This window comes from Hymenobacter nivis (assembly GCF_003149515.1).
GTDB lineage: Bacteria > Bacteroidota > Bacteroidia > Cytophagales > Hymenobacteraceae > Hymenobacter > Hymenobacter nivis.
Map to the genome: position 1 here is coordinate 574970 of NZ_CP029145.1, position 17135 is coordinate 592104.

General features: G+C 63.2%; 9 protein-coding genes, 3 tRNA genes and 1 pseudogene. 6 read left to right on the plus strand and 7 right to left on the minus strand.

Going from position 1 to position 17135, the window contains the following annotated elements:
* Positions 1-48: 48 nt before the first annotated feature.
* Both DDQ68_RS22420 and DDQ68_RS02385 read right to left on the minus strand, forming a co-directional pair.
* Positions 49-1077: a hypothetical protein gene (locus DDQ68_RS22420; protein ID WP_162549751.1), complete on the minus strand. Its 1029-nt coding sequence runs from the start codon at positions 1075-1077 to the stop codon at positions 49-51.
* An 85-nt stretch (positions 1078-1162) separates the two neighbouring features.
* Entirely contained in the window at positions 1163-2200 is a 1038-nt protein-coding gene (locus tag DDQ68_RS02385; RefSeq protein ID WP_162549752.1) for a VWA domain-containing protein, read from the minus strand.
* Between the two features lie 86 nt (positions 2201-2286).
* Here DDQ68_RS02385 and DDQ68_RS02390 point away from each other — a divergent pair.
* The 4 genes from DDQ68_RS02390 (at position 2287) to gyrB (ending at position 4934) form a co-directional block, all read left to right on the plus strand.
* Positions 2287-2374 (plus strand) — tRNA-Ser (locus tag DDQ68_RS02390).
* 228 nt (positions 2375-2602) lie between these two features.
* Positions 2603-2676: transfer RNA gene (locus DDQ68_RS02395), tRNA-Pro, on the plus strand.
* A gap of 18 nt (positions 2677-2694) precedes the next feature.
* Positions 2695-2768: transfer RNA gene (locus DDQ68_RS02400), tRNA-Arg, on the plus strand.
* Between the two features lie 180 nt (positions 2769-2948).
* On the plus strand, positions 2949-4934 hold the full coding sequence (gyrB, locus tag DDQ68_RS02405) for a DNA topoisomerase (ATP-hydrolyzing) subunit B (protein WP_109654487.1): 1986 nt from the start codon (positions 2949-2951) through the stop codon (positions 4932-4934).
* On the opposite strand, the gene DDQ68_RS24565 is transcribed toward gyrB, so the two are convergent.
* Both DDQ68_RS24565 and DDQ68_RS25090 read right to left on the minus strand, forming a co-directional pair.
* The gene (locus DDQ68_RS24565) at positions 4931-5239 is read right to left on the minus strand and encodes a hypothetical protein (RefSeq protein WP_369076530.1); all 309 of its coding nucleotides are present in this window, start codon (positions 5237-5239) and stop codon (positions 4931-4933) included. The genes gyrB and DDQ68_RS24565 overlap by 4 nt on opposite strands.
* A 301-nt stretch (positions 5240-5540) precedes the next feature.
* A pseudogene (locus DDQ68_RS25090) lies at positions 5541-5642 on the minus strand (hypothetical protein); the annotation flags it as partial.
* Between the two features lie 569 nt (positions 5643-6211).
* Here DDQ68_RS25090 and ppk1 point away from each other — a divergent pair.
* Positions 6212-8548: a polyphosphate kinase 1 gene (gene ppk1 / locus DDQ68_RS02420; protein WP_245897256.1), complete on the plus strand. Its 2337-nt coding sequence runs from the start codon at positions 6212-6214 to the stop codon at positions 8546-8548.
* A 123-nt stretch (positions 8549-8671) separates the two neighbouring features.
* Here the strand turns inward: ppk1 and DDQ68_RS02425 are convergent, their stop codons facing one another.
* From DDQ68_RS02425 to topA, 3 genes are all read right to left on the minus strand, one after another.
* Positions 8672-9661: a Ppx/GppA phosphatase family protein gene (locus tag DDQ68_RS02425; RefSeq protein WP_109654493.1), complete on the minus strand. Its 990-nt coding sequence runs from the start codon at positions 9659-9661 to the stop codon at positions 8672-8674.
* Between the two features lie 79 nt (positions 9662-9740).
* On the minus strand, positions 9741-10427 hold the full coding sequence (locus DDQ68_RS02430; RefSeq protein WP_109654495.1) for a Sir2 family NAD-dependent protein deacetylase: 687 nt from the start codon (positions 10425-10427) through the stop codon (positions 9741-9743).
* Positions 10428-10607: 180 nt separating this feature from the next.
* Positions 10608-13127: a type I DNA topoisomerase gene (gene topA, locus DDQ68_RS02435; protein ID WP_109654497.1), complete on the minus strand. Its 2520-nt coding sequence runs from the start codon at positions 13125-13127 to the stop codon at positions 10608-10610.
* Between the two features lie 261 nt (positions 13128-13388).
* On the opposite strand from topA, the gene DDQ68_RS02440 reads away from it, so the two are divergent.
* The gene (locus tag DDQ68_RS02440; protein ID WP_245897258.1) at positions 13389-17105 is read left to right on the plus strand and encodes a methyl-accepting chemotaxis protein; all 3717 of its coding nucleotides are present in this window, start codon (positions 13389-13391) and stop codon (positions 17103-17105) included.
* Positions 17106-17135 lie beyond the last annotated feature (30 nt).

Sequence of the window (17135 nt, forward strand, 5' to 3'; positions counted from 1 at the left end):
GGAATGAAGAAGCAACAAAAATCTGCCCTAAAAGTACGTCCGGGGCCCTCACCACGTGGGCTGGCCGCGGCGGGCGGGGGCCCCGGTGCGGCGGCGCGGCACCTGCTGCAAGTACTGCTGCTCCTGGGCCTTCAGCGCATCAAGTAGCTGCTGGGCCTGGGCCGGCGACAGATCCATGGCCTGAAGGCGCTCGCGCTGGGTTTGCAGCTGGGCATCGGTGGCCCTGGCGGCCTCGGCGCCCGCGGCGCGGCTACGGGCGGCGGTGCCCGCGCCGCCCACGCTTCCGTCGAGGCCGCGGGTGGCGCCGGGCTGCCCGCCGGTGGGCACGGGCGCGTCGGTACCGTCCGTCTGGGGGGTGCGGCGGCCGCTGGCGGCAGCACCCGGGGCCGTGCTGGACTGGGCCGGGTCGGGCCGGCCGGCGGCGTCAGGGCGGGTTTGGGGGGCGCTGGGGGCCGCGGGAGCGGGTTGGTTGAGGTCAGGCACTTGGCCTGTGCGCTCGGTGCCGGCCTTGGTGCCGGCCGCGGGCTGGTTGGCGACCGGCGGGGTGGGCGCCGGCTTTTTTGGGTCGGAAGATTTGGCCGGCTGGGGCCCCGGGGGCGGGGGCGCTGCCAGGCGCGGCGCGGCCCGGTGCCGGGCCAGGTAGGCGCTCAGTACTTCGTAGTTGTAGCGGGCCCCGGCGTTGGTTGGGTCGAGCCGCAGGGCTTGGCGCAGCAGCCCCAGGGCGGGCGCGGTTTCCCCGGCGTCGGCGGCCAGCACGGCCAGCTGCTGCCGGGCCACGCTGCCCAGTGCCGGCGGCACGGCGGGGTCGAGCAGCTGGCCGTAGGTGGCGCGGGCGGCGGCCGTTTGCCCCGCCCGGCGCTGGGCGTGGCCCAGGTTGAGCAGTAGTGCGGCTGCGCCCGGGCCCCCCGGGCGCGCGGCGGCGGCGGCCCCAAAAGCCCGGGCGGCGGCCTCGTCATCGCCGCGGGCGTAGGCTGCCTGGCCGCTGGCGGTGGCGGCGTTGCGGTCGCGCACCCACGTCAGCACCCGCCACGTGGGCGGGGCCAGCAACAGGAGCAGCAACAGCAACGACTTCAACATGCGCCAATAAGTAGGCCTTCCTGCCCGCACCAATGCCGGCCCGGGGCCCCAAATAACGGAAATTCCGGCCCAGCGCGGGCCCGGGTCAGGGCCGGATAACCACCACGGTCAGGGCTACGTCGAGGGCCAGCAGCACTAGGGCCAGGGCCAGCGGCAGGCGGTAGCGGTTGTCGGCTACGGCCACGGTGCGCACCTGCTCGGTGGTGCCCTGCATGGCGCGCACGTCGGCCAGCAGCGCCGGGAAGCCATTTTGGCGGTCGTTCAGCGCCACGTACTGGCCGCCGGTTTGGGCCGCCAGTTGCAACAGCGGGGCCTCGCGCAGGCGGCTCAGGACGGGGCGGCCCGCAGCATCGCGCACCAGCCGGCCCCCGGGCAGTGGCAGTTGGGCCCCCGCCGCCGTGCCCACGCCTACAGCAAACACCCGGGCCCCGCTGCGGGCCAGGGCGCGCAGGATGGGCTCTAGGTTCTCGCCGAAATCCTCGCCGTCGCTCACTACCAGCACGGCCGTGGCCCGGCCCGCAGAGCCCGGGCCGCCGGCAGCGGGCCCCAGTCGGGCTAGTACCAGCTCCAGTGGCGCGCGCAGGGCCGTGGGTCCCGGCGGCAATAAGCGCGTGCTGAGGGTGTTGAGAAACGTTTGTACGGCTTCCTGGTCGTAGGTGAGGGGGCATTGCACGACCGCCTCACCGCTGAACACCACCAGTCCCAGGCGGTCGGCCGGGAAGCGCTCCACCAGGGTTTGCAGCTCGGCTTGGGCGCGCAGCAGGCGGGTAGGGGCCACGTCGGGCGCGTCCATCGAGCGCGACACGTCCACCACCAGCCACAGGTCTTTGCCGGCCGTACGCACCGGCTGCGGGCTCAAGCCCCGCGCCGGGCCCAGCCAGGCCGCCAGCAGCAGGGCCCCGGCCAGCAGGCGCAGCGGCAGCTTCCAGGCCAGGCGGCCGGCGCGCTGCCCCAGGGCCCGCGCCAGCCGGCCGGTGCGCAGCACGTAGGCCAGCACCAGCAGCAAGGCCAGCACCGCCGCCGCCAGCGGCAAGCCAAAATCAGGATAAGCCCAGGTAAGCAAGTAGTGGCGAAGAGGATAAGCGGTGGCTAGGGCCCCCAGGTCGGGCCCGGGTCGCAACAAAGATAATTTTTTTGGTACCGCGGCGCGGGTTTTTCAACCGGCCCCGTATATTTGCACCCGCTTCGGATGGAAGCGGCCAGCCAATTGGAGAGATGGGTGAGTGGCTGAAACCAGTAGTTTGCTAAACTGCCGTAGCTCTAAAGGTTACCGGGGGTTCGAATCCCCCTCTCTCCACGGAAAGCCCCGGAAACGCCTGCATAGGCCGTTTTCGGGGCTTTTTAGTGACAAAAAAACAGGAACAACGTGGGCCGCCGCAGTTTGTTTATGGCAGAGTAGGCTAATGCTGAACGGGTTGTCCGGTTCGGCCCGGGGTGGTGGACGGCCCGGAGTTGTGCATCTGGGTTTCTGCCGTACATTTGCACCATCATAGGGCGCCGGCCATCGGCTCTATGGGATGTTTTTCGGGGTGTAGCGTAGCCCGGTATCGCGTCTGCTTTGGGAGCAGAAGGTCGTAGGTTCGAATCCTGCCACCCCGACATAGTTGCCCTGGTTTCGACCCCGTAGCTCAGTTGGATAGAGCAGCTGCCTTCTAAGCAGCCGGTCTTTGGTTCGAATCCAAACGGGGCCACTTTTTGAACTGGCTTCATAGCCGACTCGGAGGTCCTACAAAAAGCCCTTTCCAGCCCCGGAAAGGGCTTTTTTGTGGCCCCATAAATCGTACCGAAAAATAGGCCAAATGGAATAAAAAAGGTACTTTTGGGTGTTCTCTTAGTGGCTGGTTTTTGCAGCCGCTTTAATCCCCTTTTGCATGAGCGAAATAGCAGAAAAGAAAGCCCCCGCCGAGTACACGGCCGATAGCATTCAGGTGCTGGAAGGACTGGAGGCCGTGCGCAAACGCCCCAGCATGTACATCGGTGATACGGGCGTTAAAGGCCTGCACCACTTGGTATGGGAGGTGGTCGATAACTCCATCGACGAGGCCCTGGCTGGCCACTGCGACCGTATTGAAGTTGCCATCAACGAAAACAACTCCGTGACCGTGCGCGACAACGGGCGCGGCATTCCCGTCGATTTCCACGCCAAAGAAGGTCGCTCAGCCCTCGAAGTGGTAATGACCGTGCTGCACGCCGGTGGTAAGTTTGATAAAGATTCTTACAAAGTATCCGGGGGCCTGCACGGCGTGGGCGTGAGCTGCGTGAACGCGCTCAGCACCGACCTGAAAGTGACCGTGCGCCGTAAGGGCCACATCTACGAGCAGGACTATAAAATCGGCGTGCCGCAGTACGCGGTGCGCGAAATTGGCGACACCGACGAGCACGGCACGCAGGTAGACTTTCTGCCCGACGATAGCATTTTCACCGAAACCGTTTATAAGTACGATACCATCGCCACCCGCCTGCGCGAACTGTCGTACCTCAACAAAGGTATCCGCATCACCCTGATGGACCGCCGCGAGCAGAACGCCGACAACACCGGTTTCCGCTACGAGGAGTTCTATTCGGTGGGGGGGCTCAGCGAGTTTGTGCAGTACCTAGACAGTGCCCGCACGGTGCTCATGCCCCTGCCCATCCACGTGGTGAGCGAGAAGGGCGGCACGCCGGTGGAAGTGGCCTTGCAGTACAATTCCGATTACCAGGAGCACATTTACTCCTACGTCAACAACATCAACACCATTGAGGGTGGCACGCACGTGGCCGGCTTCCGCGCCGCCCTCACCCGCACCCTGAAGAACTACGCCGACAAGTCGGGCAAGCTCGAAAGGGCCAAGGTGGAGATTTCGGGCGAAGACTTCCGCGAGGGCCTCACGGCCGTGATTTCGGTGAAGGTGCAGGAGCCGCAGTTTGAGGGCCAGACCAAAACCAAGCTCGGCAACTCCGACGTGAGCGGCGCTGTGAACACCGTGGTGGGCGAAATCCTGCAACAGTACCTGGAAGAAAACCCCCGCGAGGCGGGCATCATCGTGGAGAAAGTGATCCTGGCCGCCAAGGCCCGCATCGCCGCCCGCAAGGCCCGCGAAATGGTGCAGCGCAAAACTGTGCTGGGCTCGACTTCACTGCCCGGCAAGCTGGCCGACTGCTCGGAATCGGACCCCGAAATCTGCGAGCTGTACTTGGTGGAAGGCGACTCGGCCGGCGGCACCGCCAAGCAGGGCCGCAATCGGGCGTTTCAGGCCATTCTGCCGCTGCGCGGCAAAATCCTGAACGTGGAGAAGGCCCAGGAGCACCGCATCCTGGAGAATGAGGAAATCCGGAATATGATTACGGCCCTGGGCGTGACCTTTGGGACGCCCGCCGATCCGGAAAAAGGCATTGAGGCCGATGCGAAGGGGCTGAACTTAGCCAAGCTGCGCTACCACAAGGTCATCATCATGACCGACGCCGACGTGGACGGCTCGCACATCCGCACCCTGATTCTTACCTTCTTCTTCCGCTACATGCGGGCTCTGGTCGACAGCGGCTACATCTACATCGCCCAGCCGCCGTTCTACCTCGTGAAGCGCGGCAAGGAAGAGCGCTACTGCTGGACCGAAGAGGAGCGCCAGCGGGCGCAGGAAGAGCTCGGCCGCGGCAAACCCGAAACCGTGAACGTGCAGCGCTACAAGGGCCTCGGTGAGATGAACGCCGAGCAGCTCTGGCAAACTACCATGCAGCCCGAAACCCGCTCGTTGAAGCAGGTAAACGTGGACTCGGCCGTGGAAGCCGACCACCTGTTCTCGATGCTGATGGGCGATGAAGTGGCCCCCCGGCGCGAGTTCATCGAGCAAAACGCCAAGTATGCCAAGTTAGACGTCTAGCTTGAAGGGAAAATAAAAGGCCCGCTGCAAAGCGGGCCTTTTATTTTCCCTTCAAGCATAGCACGGTAAATTATTTCGCCTGGGGCCCTTGGAGGCCCGTACTGAGCTGCCCGCGGGCCGTGCGCTGGAAGTGGCTGATGCTTATACCCAACCCAAGCGCATTTTAAAGAAAATCGGTGAGGCGCTGGCCAGGTAGTTTTGGCCACGGAGAGGTGCGCGGCCGCTGCGTGCGCCTGTTGCACCCACACCCGTAAACTGGCCGGGGCCAGCATCTCCACATCGGGGCCGTAACTGAGCAGCTCCATGCGCAGCTCGTGGGTGTCGTCTACGGTCGGTGCAGGCAGGTTTCCGCATCGTTTCCATTACCACTTGCTGTGAGGAATGCAGCGGGTAGCTCAGGGCATAGCGGCCCTGCACGGGCATGAATCGGAGCAAAATTTCCTGGGGCCCCGGCCCGTCGGTGGGGCGCGTGATGCCGAAGTAGTCGGCGAAATACGTATGGGCATCAACGCCAGCCGGCGGGGTAAACCGCTGCGCCGTTACGCTAAAATCGCTGATGCGGTCCAGCCCAAAGCAGGCAAGCCGCCCGCTGACCACCATCGTGGCCAGCACGTACCGGCGGCCCCGGAACTCTTTGAGCAGCAGGGGGCCCACCGTGCGCCGCTCCGGTGCATCTTCCCAATATTTCTGGTAGGCAAAATCCACCACTTGCCCCGTCTGCGCCGCCCGTAGCAGCGGCTGCAGATACTCCAGGTGCGGCCGCTGCTACAGGCTGCACGTAGGTGCCTAAGGCCCGCGGCAGCCGCAGGAACTCTTGCAGCTCCAACGTATCGAGCAGCCGCTGGTAGTCGCCGGGCAGCAAGTCGGTTTCCGTAACGCGGTAGCCCCCGCGGCGGCGGCAGTAGCTGATGCCGAAGGTATCGGCAATCAAGTACTGGTCGCGCTGAAACGTGCGCAACTCGTAGCCACCGGTAAAATCGCGCAAGCTGGGGTTTTCCAGCAAGTTGCGCTGCAATTCCGCAAACGGCACCGGCACCTGTAGCAGCCGCTGCACCAAGTGAAACATGAAACAGGTGGAGGAGGTAGGATTGGGCAGGCATGGGCCTGGCAGGGGTTGAGGAGGGCCCCAAAGGTGGTGAGCCCCCGCGCCAAAGTGTGTCGTTTTCAACCAGGATTGTGTTTTTATTTGGGGCCCTGGCCCGGGCAGGTCGCGAGCGGTTGTTATTTTACTGCCCGATGGCCACCCCACGCCTCGATTCGCGTCAATCCACTACCCTATGAAACTGTTCAAGTCCGCCGACCTTATCCGCAAGAGCAAGTACATCAGCCGCGATTTGAGCTGGATGCGATTTAATTACCGGGTACTCGACCAGGCCCAGGATGCGGGCAAGAGCTTGTTTGACCGGCTTAAGTTCCTGGCTATCACTAGCTCCAACCTCGACGAGTTTTTTATGATTCGGGTGGGTTCGTTGTATAATTACCTTGATTACGGCAAGGAGCGGGTGGACTACTCGGGGCTGCGGGAGCTGCCGTTTCGGCGCAAGCTGCTCGATTTTGCCCACCGCTTCGTCAACGACCAGAGTCTGACGTACGTGAACGAGTTGAAGCCAGTGTTCGAGAAAAATGGCTTTAATATTTTGAAGGTGAGCGACTTGACGGAGATAGAGGCCCGTAAGGCCGATGGCTTCTTCAAGAACACGGTGTTTCCGCTGCTCACGCCGATGGTGTACGACGCCTACCACGGCTTCCCGCTGATAATGAATCAGATGCTCATTTTTGGGGTGGTGACGCGGGCCAGCAATCCGGGGGCCCTGGGCCTGGACGGCGAAGCGGAGAAAGGGCAGGAGCGCATCACTTTTGTACAGATTCCCCAAAACCTGACGCGGTTTTTTGAATTGCAGCGCAAGGACCGGGTCATTTTCGTGCCCATCGAGGAAATCGTGCGCGAGTACCTGCCGCGGCTGTTTCGCAACGTCGAAATTTTATCGGCCGATTTGATACGTATTACCCGCAACGGCGATTTTACGCTGGAAGAATCCGACGACATCGATAACGACTTCATCAAGGAAATTCAGGTGGGCCTGAAAACCCGCAAGCGCGGCCGCGTGGTGCGCGTGGAAGTAGAGCCCAACGCCTCGCCGCTGCTGATGGAAGTATTGCGCGAGCGGTGGAATATTGATAACGGCAACATCTTCGTCATCAGTGCTTTGCTTGACATGAAAGGGCTGTGGCAAATTATTCGCCACCCTAACTTCCGCGGCAAAGGGGCCCGGCAGCCGGCAGCCATCGCGCCCCTGAGCCTGCCCGACGGCGCCGAGGACAACTTGTTCGAGTACCTCAAGCACCACGACGTGCTGCTGCACCACCCCTACAACAGCATCGAGCCGATGGTGCGCCTGCTGGAGCAAGCCGCCGAGGACCCGCAGGTGCTGGGCATCAAGCAGACGATTTACCGGCTCGCCGACGAGTCGCGGGTGAGCGCGGCGCTGTTGAAGGCGGCCGAAAACGGCAAGCACGTATCGGTGCTATTCGAGGTGAAGGCGCGCTTCGACGAGGAGAAGAACATCCGCGAGGGGGCCCGGCTGGAAAAGGCTGGCTGCTTCGTGATTTACGGGGTGAGTAAGTATAAGACTCACACCAAATTGCTGATGATTATCCGCAAGGAAGGGGAGAAGGTGACGCGCTACGTGCACATCGGCTCGGGCAACTACAACGAGCAAACCTCGCGCCTCTACACCGACCTGAGCCTGCTTACGACCAACGACACCTACGGCCACGACGTGTCGGAATTCTTTAACGTCATTACCGGCCACTCGCAGCCCGACAACTACGAGTACCTCATCACGGCCCCCAAGGACATGCGTCAGCAGCTCATCCACTTGGTGCGCGAGGAGGTGAAGCACGCCAAAAAGGGCCAGCCCAGCGGCATTGTGATGAAGATGAACTCCTTGGAAGACAAGGAGATGATTGATGAATTTTATAAGGCGTCGAAGGCCGGTGTGCCCATCCGGTTCATTGTGCGGGGCATTTGCTGCCTGCGGCCGGGCCGGCCGGGGCTGAGCGACAACATCGAGGTGCGCAGCATCGTGGGCGAGTATTTGGAACATGCGCGGCTGTTTTACTTCCACAACGGCGGCGACGCCCGCGTGTACGCCGGCTCGGCCGACGTGATGGTGCGTTCCTTTGACCGGCGCATCGAGGCGTTGTTCCTGATTGTGAACCCGCAGCTGCGGCGCGAGGCCATCAGCATCTTGATGCTCAACTTGCTGGACAACCAGAATAGCTACGTAATGCGCGAGGATGGGGCCTACATACGGCAGCGCCCGGCCGCCGGCGAGCCTGTGGTAAACGTACACAAAGACTTCTACAAGCGCGACGAGGCCCAGCTGTCCATAGCCACGCCCGAAGGCCTATTGGCCTTGCTGGCCCAGCAAACGGCCCGCCGCCTGGAAATAGCTGCCGCCCTGGTGGCCGTCGAAACCGAAGCCTCCAAAGCTGCCGCCCAGGCTGAAGTCCAGGGCCCCGATTCGACCTTTGGTGAAGGCATTGGCGACGAGGAAAACCTGACCGACGTAGATACTGAAGCTGAGGCGGTGCAGGCCGGGTTGGAGTAGTTGGGGCGTATGGTTCGGTGGGGCCCCTGAGTCTTGGGCTGTGCTTAGTAAAATGCCCCCACTGCCCCCTTGTCATCCTGAACGCAGTGAAGACAAGGGGGCAGTGGGGGCACTAAGCGCCTGCTATTCCATACCGGCGGGCTGGTTTTGCACGTCGGGCACGGGCGGGTGGGCGGGGTGGCCGCTGGCGGGGCTGATTTCGTCGAAATGCTCCTCGAACAGGGCCTGGAGCATGCCGTCTTTCAGGCCGATGTCGGGCACGATCATGCTGCTCACGTTGGCCCAGTGCATGGCCGCGAGGTAGATGTGGCCGGCGGGGATGATGACGTCGGCGCGGTCGGGGTTGAGCATGGCCACGTTCACGCGCTCCTCCATGCTGAGGCCGGCGAGGCGGGCCAGGATGGTTTCGAGGCTGCGGCGGGCCACGGCCTTGTTGGGCGAGGCTGGCGACATCGTGTAGAGCTTGTTGATGTTGCCGCCCGTACCGATGGCGCGGGTGACGTGGTAGCGGCGGGCGTTTTCGCGCACCCAGGCCTCCATGCGGGCCCAGAGGTCATCCTGGGCCTCCGTGCTGGGGCCCCCACTTTCCTCCTGCTGCATCCGTCGGATGGAGCCGATTTCGAACGACTGCGCGGCCACCTTGCGGCGGTCGTGGTAGATATTGAATTCGGTGCTGCCGCCGCCCACGTCGATGTGCAGGTAGTGCTTGTTGTCTTCCAGCAGGTGCTCAATGACGCGGTTGATGTAGAAGGCCTCGTCCTGGCCGTCAATTACCTGAATATTCAGGCCCAATTCTTCGCGCACGCGGGTTGTAATGGCCGCGCCGTTGGAAGCGCCGCGCATGGCCGAGGTGGCGCAAATGAGGTGGTGGGCCACCTCGTGCACCTCCATCAGCAGCTTGAGCGAATGCAGGAACTTGACGAATTTCTCCTCTTTGCGGGGCGAAATCTGGCCGGTGGCGAACACGTCTTCGCCGAGCCGCATGGGGTAGCGCACGTACTCGATGCGCTTGAGCCGAAACTTGCCTTCGTAGTTCAGCACGGCCGAAATCTGGCACCGCACCGCGTTGGAGCCGATGTCGATGACGGCCAATTTGCAAAGCGGAAACTCCACAGGCAAAGAAATAGGGTGATTAGAAGCGGGCAAAGGTAGCGCGGGCCGGCCAACCCCGGCGGTACCCGCGCCTCCGGAGCTACGGGGCCCCCAGCTCGGCCAGCACTTCGGGTACGCCCGTGCTGGCCAGGGCCACCACGTAGCGCACGCCGCGCCGGCCGGCAGGGGGCTGGTGCGGGTCGATGACGAACACCGGGCACGCGGCCGGGGCGTAGTGCAGCAGCCCGGCGGCGGGGTACACTTGCAGGGAGGTGCCCACCACGAGCAGCGCGTCGGCGGTGGCCACGGTTTCGGCTGCTTCCTCGATGGCGGGCACCATCTCGCCAAACCATACAATGTGGGGCCGCAGCTGGGTGCCGTCGGGGCCCAAATCGCCAAGCTGAATGTCGTCCGGGCAATCGTACACCGTGGTTTCGTCGGCCACGGTGCGCATCTGGTTCAGCATACCGTGCAGGTGCAGCACGTCGGTCGAGCCGGCGCGCTCGTGCAGGTCGTCCACGTTCTGGGTGATGATGCTTACGCGCCAGCCGGGGTGCGCCTCGAAGCCGGCCAGGGCCCTATGCGCCGCATTGGGCTGCACCTCCCTGGCCTGCCGCCGCCGCTGGTTGTAAAAATCGAGCACCAGCGCGGGGTCGCGGGCAAAGCCTTCGGGCGAGGCCACGTCCTCCACGCGGTGGTCTTCCCACAGCCCGTTGGTGTCGCGGAAAGTGCGGATGCCGGACTCGGCCGAAACGCCGGCGCCGGTAAGAACGACGAGGTGTTGCATTGGAAATGAAGGGTTTGAGTAGATTGCCGGGGCCCCCGCAGAACGAAGCACCACAGCTATGGACTTAAAAAACGCATCGGTTGGCCCAGGGTTTCCGCTGGGGCCCCCGCCGCGGGCCAGCAAAAAAGAAGACCCGCGGCGGGCGGGTCTTCTTTAATCAACTTAGGAGGCGAGCAGCAGCTACTTGGCCACTACCGCTTTTTTCACCGCTCGTTTCTTTGCCTCGGCTGGTTTCTTGGCCGCGGCGGAAGTGGCTTTGGCTTTGGCAGCCGGAGCCTTCTTGGCTACGGGTTTTTTGATGGCGGCCGGCTTTTTCTTGGCCGGCTCGTCGGCTTTTTCCTCCTTGGCGGGGGCCGCTTTCTTGCCGAAGCGGCCGCCCTTGGCCGGCTTGTCGGGCGTAGCCTCGGCCAACTCCAGGCAGCGCTCCAGCGTCAGGTCGGTGGGCTCTTCGCCCTTCGGAATCTTCACGTTTTTCTTGCCCGCCACGATGTAGGGCCCGAAGCGCCCGTTGAGCACCTGAATATCCGGGTTTTCGGGGAACGCCTTGATGAGGCGCTCGGCGTCGGTTTTGCGCTTGTTCTCAATCAGCGCCACGGCTTCCTCGGCGTTGATGGTGTGCGGGTCCTGCTCCTTGGTGAGGGAGAAAAATTTGCTGTCGTGGCGCACGTAGGGCCCGAAGCGGCCCAGGTTGGCCGTCATGTCTTTGTCCTCGAACTGCCCCACGATGCGCGGCAGCTTGAACAGCTCCAGGGCATCTTCCATGGTCAGGTTCTCGATGAACTGGCCTTTGCGCAGGTTAGCATAGGTGGGTTTCACCTCGCCGTCGGGGTCGCCCAGGGCCACGTAGGGGCCGTATTTGCCCAGGCGGGCGGTTATTTTCTCGCCCGTTTCGGGGTGCACGCCCAGCTCGCGGGTGCTGCCCAGGGTGCTGCGCTCAATGTCCTGCCCGGCCTCAATGGTCGCGTGGAACTTGCTGTAGAAGCCGGTCAGCATCTTCGTCCAGTCCTCGTGGCCGTTGGCAATCTGGTCGAACTCGTCCTCCACCTTGGCCGTGAACTGGAAATCCACCACCGTAGGGAAGTGCGCTACCAGGAAGTCGTTGACCACCATCGCGGTATCCGTCGGGAACAGCTTGGCTTTTTCGGCGCCGTAGTTCTCGGTCTTCACCTCTGTCTGCACCTCGGGGCCCTCCAGCGTCAGCACGTGGAACTTGCGCTCCTTGCCCTCGCGGGTGTCTTTTTCCACGTAGCCGCGCTTCTGCACCGTGCTGATGGTGGGGGCGTAGGTGGAAGGCCGGCCGATGCCCAGCTCCTCCAGTTTCTTCACCAGCGAGGCCTCAGTGTAGCGGGCCGGCGGGGCCGAAAACCGCTCTGTGGCGCTGAGGCGCTGCAATGGCAGGTCCTGGCCCACGCTCAGCGGCGGCAGGCCGCGCGAGAAGCTGCTTTCGCCGTCCTTAACCGCGTCGTCCTCGTCCTCGTCGTCCTTGCTTTCGGCGTACACTTTCAGGAAGCCCTCGAACGTAATCACTTCGCCCGTGGCCGAGAGTGTGGTGCCCGGCTGCGTGCTGATGCTAATCACGGCCGTGGTGCGCTCGATCACGGCCTCCGCCATCTGCGAGGCCATGGCCCGCTTGCGGATGAGGTCGTAGAGGCGCTGCTCCGAGGCGTCGCCACCGGCCTTCACAGTACCAAAGTCGGTAGGGCGGATGGCTTCGTGGGCCTCCTGGGCCGAGGCCGACTTGGTTTTGAACGTGCGCTGGTGGTGGTATTCGGCTCCGTAGGCGGCCGTGATGGCCGCCTGGGCCCCCACCTGCGCATCCTGCGATAGGTTCACCGAGTCGGTCCGCATGTAGCTGATTTTGCCAGCTTCGTACAGCTTCTGAGCTACGCTCATGGTTTGGGCCACCGAGTAGCCCAGCTTGCGCGAGGCCTCTTGCTGAAGCGTACTCGTGGTGAACGGCGCCGCCGGGCTGCGCTTACCGGGCTTCTTGTCGAGGCTTTCAATCTGATACGTGCCCCCTACGCAATTTCCCAGAAAGGTTTCGGCCTCGGCGCGGATCTTGAAGCGCGTAGGTAGCTCGGCTTCCAGCACGGCCCCGTGGCCGGCGTCGAAGCGGGCTACCACGCGGTAGGCGCTGGCGCTGAGGAAGTGGCTGACTTCGCGCTCGCGCTCCACTACCAAGCGCACGGCCACGCTCTGCACGCGGCCGGCGCTCAGGCCGGGCTTCACCTTTTTCCAGAGCACGGGGCTCAGCTCGAAGCCCACAAGGCGGTCGAGCACGCGGCGGGCCTGCTGGGCGTTTACCAGGTTTTGGTCTACCTCGCGCGGGTTGGCAATGGCCCCCAGGATGGCGTTTTTGGTGATTTCGCGGAACACGATACGCCGGGTTTTGGCCGGTGCCAGGTTCAGCGTTTCGGCCAAGTGCCACGAAATGGCTTCGCCCTCGCGGTCGTCGTCACTCGCCAACCACACGGTCTCGGCTTCCTTCGAGAGCTTCTTTAGTTGCGCAATCAGCTCTTTTTTGTCGGCCGATACCACATAAGTGGGCTTGAACCCGTTGGCGATGTCGATGGCATTGTTGTCCTTGGGCAAGTCGCGCACATGGCCGTAACTGGAGCGCACCACGAAGTCCTGGCCCAGGTAGCCTTCGATGGTTTTGGCCTTGGCCGGCGATTCGACAATAACTAAATTCTTAACCATAAAGTGGAAAGGAGTAGAGAGCGAGCATAGGGATGGGTTAGATGTAACGCAAAAACGGTGGCCGAAGGTTAGAAGATTACAAGTATAGGGCGTAAAGATGCCGTAATAATCTCATCCGGAGCCCTGCCTTTCCACAACAGTCCCGCCACAATCCCGGTTTCGGCCCGGCCCGGCCCGGCCTATCTTTGCAAACGCGGCCCGAGCGGGCGACCTTCGCCCACCCGCCGGCCCTCCCTTCCCACGCTACACCCTCCATCCTATATGGCTTCCCTCAAAACTCCGCAACCCAAGCCCCGGCGGGCTCCCGCCGCCGCCGCCGCGGAGGAGGCCCCCGCCGCTGCTACGCGCGATGGTTCGCGGACTACCAACGACCTGACCCGCAAGCGCGGCAGCTCGCGCGGCTCCGTCGATATCCAAGATCCAGGCTATGTCAACGACCAGCTCAACCGCGTGCTTTACGCGCTCGATGCCTTTAAGAAGGGCGACGTGAGCGTGCGCCTGACGAAGCAGAACGACGATATTTTCGCCGAAATAGCGGAGGCCTACAACTCGATGGTAGCCATGATTGGTGGGGTGGGCGGGGAAGTTTCGCGTATCAGCAAGGTGGCTGGCGTGGAAGGCAACCTCAAGGCCCGCGCCGCCATCGATGGCTCTTCCGGCTTCTGGCGCGACATGATCAATAACATCAACGGCTTGGTGGACAGCATCGCGGTGCCGGTGCTGGAGGTGGGCAAAGTGTTGAAAAACATTAGTCGCGGCAACCTCGACGAGAGCTTTCAGATTCCGGTGTCGGGCGACTTTAAGGTGATGGCCGAAACCATCAACAAGACGATTGACAACCTGAACGTGTTTGCCAGCGAGGTGAGCCGCGTGGCTCAGGACGTGGGCACCGAGGGCCGCCTCGGGGGCCAAGCCGTGGTGCCCAATGCCGGTGGGGTGTGGAAAGAGCTGACGGACAACGTGAACACGATGGCCTCGAACCTGACGAGCCAGGTGCGCGACATTGCTAACGTGGCCACTGCTGTGGCCCGCGGCGACCTCAGCCAGAAAGTGACCGTGGAGTTGAAAGGCGAATTGCTGCAACTTAAGCAGAACCTCAACGGCATGGTGGATTCGCTGAACCTGTTTGCCGGCGAGGTGAGCCGCGTGGCCCAGGACGTGGGTACCGAAGGCCAGCTCGGAGGTCAGGCCAGCGTGCCTGGCGTGAGCGGCGTGTGGAAAGGCCTGACCGACAACGTGAACAACATGGCCGCTAACCTGACGAGCCAGGTGCGCGACATTGCCAACGTGGCCACCGCCGTGGCCCGCGGTGACCTCAGCCAGAAGATGACGGTGAACGTGAAGGGCGAAATCCTGGAATTGAAGAACATCCTGAACCAGATGGTGGACTCGCTGAACGTGTTCGGCGACGAGGTGACGCGGGTGGCCCGCGAGGTGGGCACCGAGGGCAAGCTCGGCGGCCAGGCCGTGGTGCCCCGGGCTGCCGGCACCTGGAAGGAGCTAACGGACAACGTGAATACGATGGCGGCGAACCTGACGAGTCAGGTGCGCGACATTGCTAACGTGGCTACCGCCGTGGCCCGGGGCGACTTGAGCCAGAAGATGACGGTGGACGCGCAGGGCGAGATTTTGGATTTGAAGAACATCCTGAGCCAGATGGTGGACTCGCTCAACATCTTCGCCGGCGAGGTGACGCGCGTGGCCCGCGAGGTGGGCACCGAAGGCATCCTGGGCGGCCAGGCCAATGTGCCCCGCGTGGGCGGCGTGTGGAAGGAGCTGACGGACAACGTGAACACGATGGCCTCGAACCTGACTAGCCAGGTGCGCGACATTGCTAATGTGGCCACGGCCGTAGCCCGGGGCGACCTGAGTCAGAAAATCACGGTAAACGTGAAGGGCGAGCTATTACAGCTCAAGGAAAACCTGAACCAGATGGTGGACTCGCTGAACGTGTTCGGCGACGAGGTGACGCGGGTGGCCCGCGAGGTGGGCACCGAGGGCAAGCTCGGCGGCCAGGCCAGCGTGCCCGATGTGCGTGGTACTTGGAAAGACCTGACGGACAACGTGAATACGATGGCGGCGAACCTAACGAGCCAGGTGCGCGACATTGCTAACGTGGCCACCGCTGTGGCCCGGGGCGATTTGAGCCAGAAGATGACGGTGGACGCGCAGGGCGAGATTTTGGATTTGAAGAACATCCTGAGCCAGATGGTGGACTCGCTCAACATCTTCGCCGGCGAGGTGACGCGGGTGGCCCGCGAGGTGGGCACCGAAGGCATCCTGGGCGGCCAGGCCAATGTGCCCAACGTGTCGGGTACTTGGAAAGACCTGACGGACAACGTGAACGTGATGGCGGCTAACCTGACCACCCAAGTGCGCGGCATCGTGGCGGTGGTAACGGCCGTGAGCCAGGGCGACCTGACCCGCAAGCTGACGCTGGAAGCGGCCGGCGAAGTGGCCGACCTGGCCGCCACCATCAACCGCATGGTGGACGATCTGAACCGCCTGGCCTCGGAAGTAAGCCGCGTGGCCCGCGTGGCCGGCGCCGAGGGCAAGCTCACCGAGCGCGCCACTGTAACCGACGTGTCGGGCTCGTGGAAAGAGCTGGTGGACACCCTTAACGCGCTGCTCGAAGCCATTGCCCTGCCGGTGCTGGAGGTGAGCCGCGTGGTGCGCGCCATCTCCGAAGGCGACTTTACCCAGCAAGTGGAAGTGCAGACGGCCGGCGACCTCGAAACTATGAGCAGCGCCCTGAACCTGGCTGTGGTGAGCGTGAACGATTTGCTGAGCGAAATCAACGATTCGGCCCAGGTGGTAGGTACTTCTTCCGAAGAAATGGTGGAGAAGGGCCGGGCCATGAGCAGCGTGACGGCCAACGTGGCGCTGGCCATGCAGCAGATGGCCGAGGGGGCCCAAAACCAGGCCCTCAAAACCGACCAGGCATTTAAGCTGATTGAGGAAATCATGCAGGCCACCAAGGAAACGGCCGACAAGGCCGACGTGGTGAACAAGTCGGCCATCATGGGCGAGCAAACCTCGCAGCTGGGCCTGAAAACGGTGGCCGAAGTGGTGAAAAACATGGAAGAGATTTCCAGCGCCGCCTCGCAAACCTCGCGCACCATCGAAGTGCTCAGCACCCGCTCGCAGGAAATCAGCAAGTCGCTGAGTGTGATTACAGACATTGCGTCCCAGACCAACTTGCTGGCCCTGAATGCTGCCATTGAAGCGGCCCGGGCCGGCGAGGCAGGCCGGGGCTTCGCTGTGGTGGCCGAGGAAATCCGCAAGCTGGCCGAAAGCTCGCGCAAGTCGGCCAGCGAAATCGGTACCCTGGTAGACGACGTGAAGAAGGACACCACCACCGCCGCCACCGCCATCAGCACGATGGAAGGGCGGGTGCTGAAAGGTAAAAACGCCACCTTCGAAGCCAGCGCGGCCTTCAAAAACATTGCTACCAGCAGCGGTGAAACTCTGCGCACTTCGCGCGACATCCTCACGGCTACCGAAGTGCAGCGTACTTCTATTAGCGACGTGGTGAAGTACGTGGAGGAAGTGGTGGCCATTGCCGAGCAAACCGCTACGGGTACCCAGCAGGTGGCCGGCACGGCCCAGCAGCTGAGCACCTCGATGCAGGAGCTGACCACCAGCAGCCAGCGCCTCACCGACATTGCCGACGACTTGCAGCTTGGCCTCTCGGCCTTCCAACTGGGCGACTACGTGGAGGCCGAACCGGAGCCCGCGCCGCCGGTGCGCCGCCGCCTCATTGCCCGCACCAGCAGCAACGGCCAAGTTCCGGCCCCGAGCAATGGCGCCGCAGCCAGCGGCTACAAGGCCGCTGGGGCCCCCGCACCTGCGGCCAAGCGGGCCGTGCGCAGAACAACGCCGGTGGGGGCCCCCGCCGCCGCCGCGCCAGCCCCCAATGGCCCGCCCGCCGCCAAAGCACGCCCGCAAAAAACGAAGCCTAAAGCAGCTGGTAAATAATACGTTGACCGTTTCCTTCGCTTAATAATT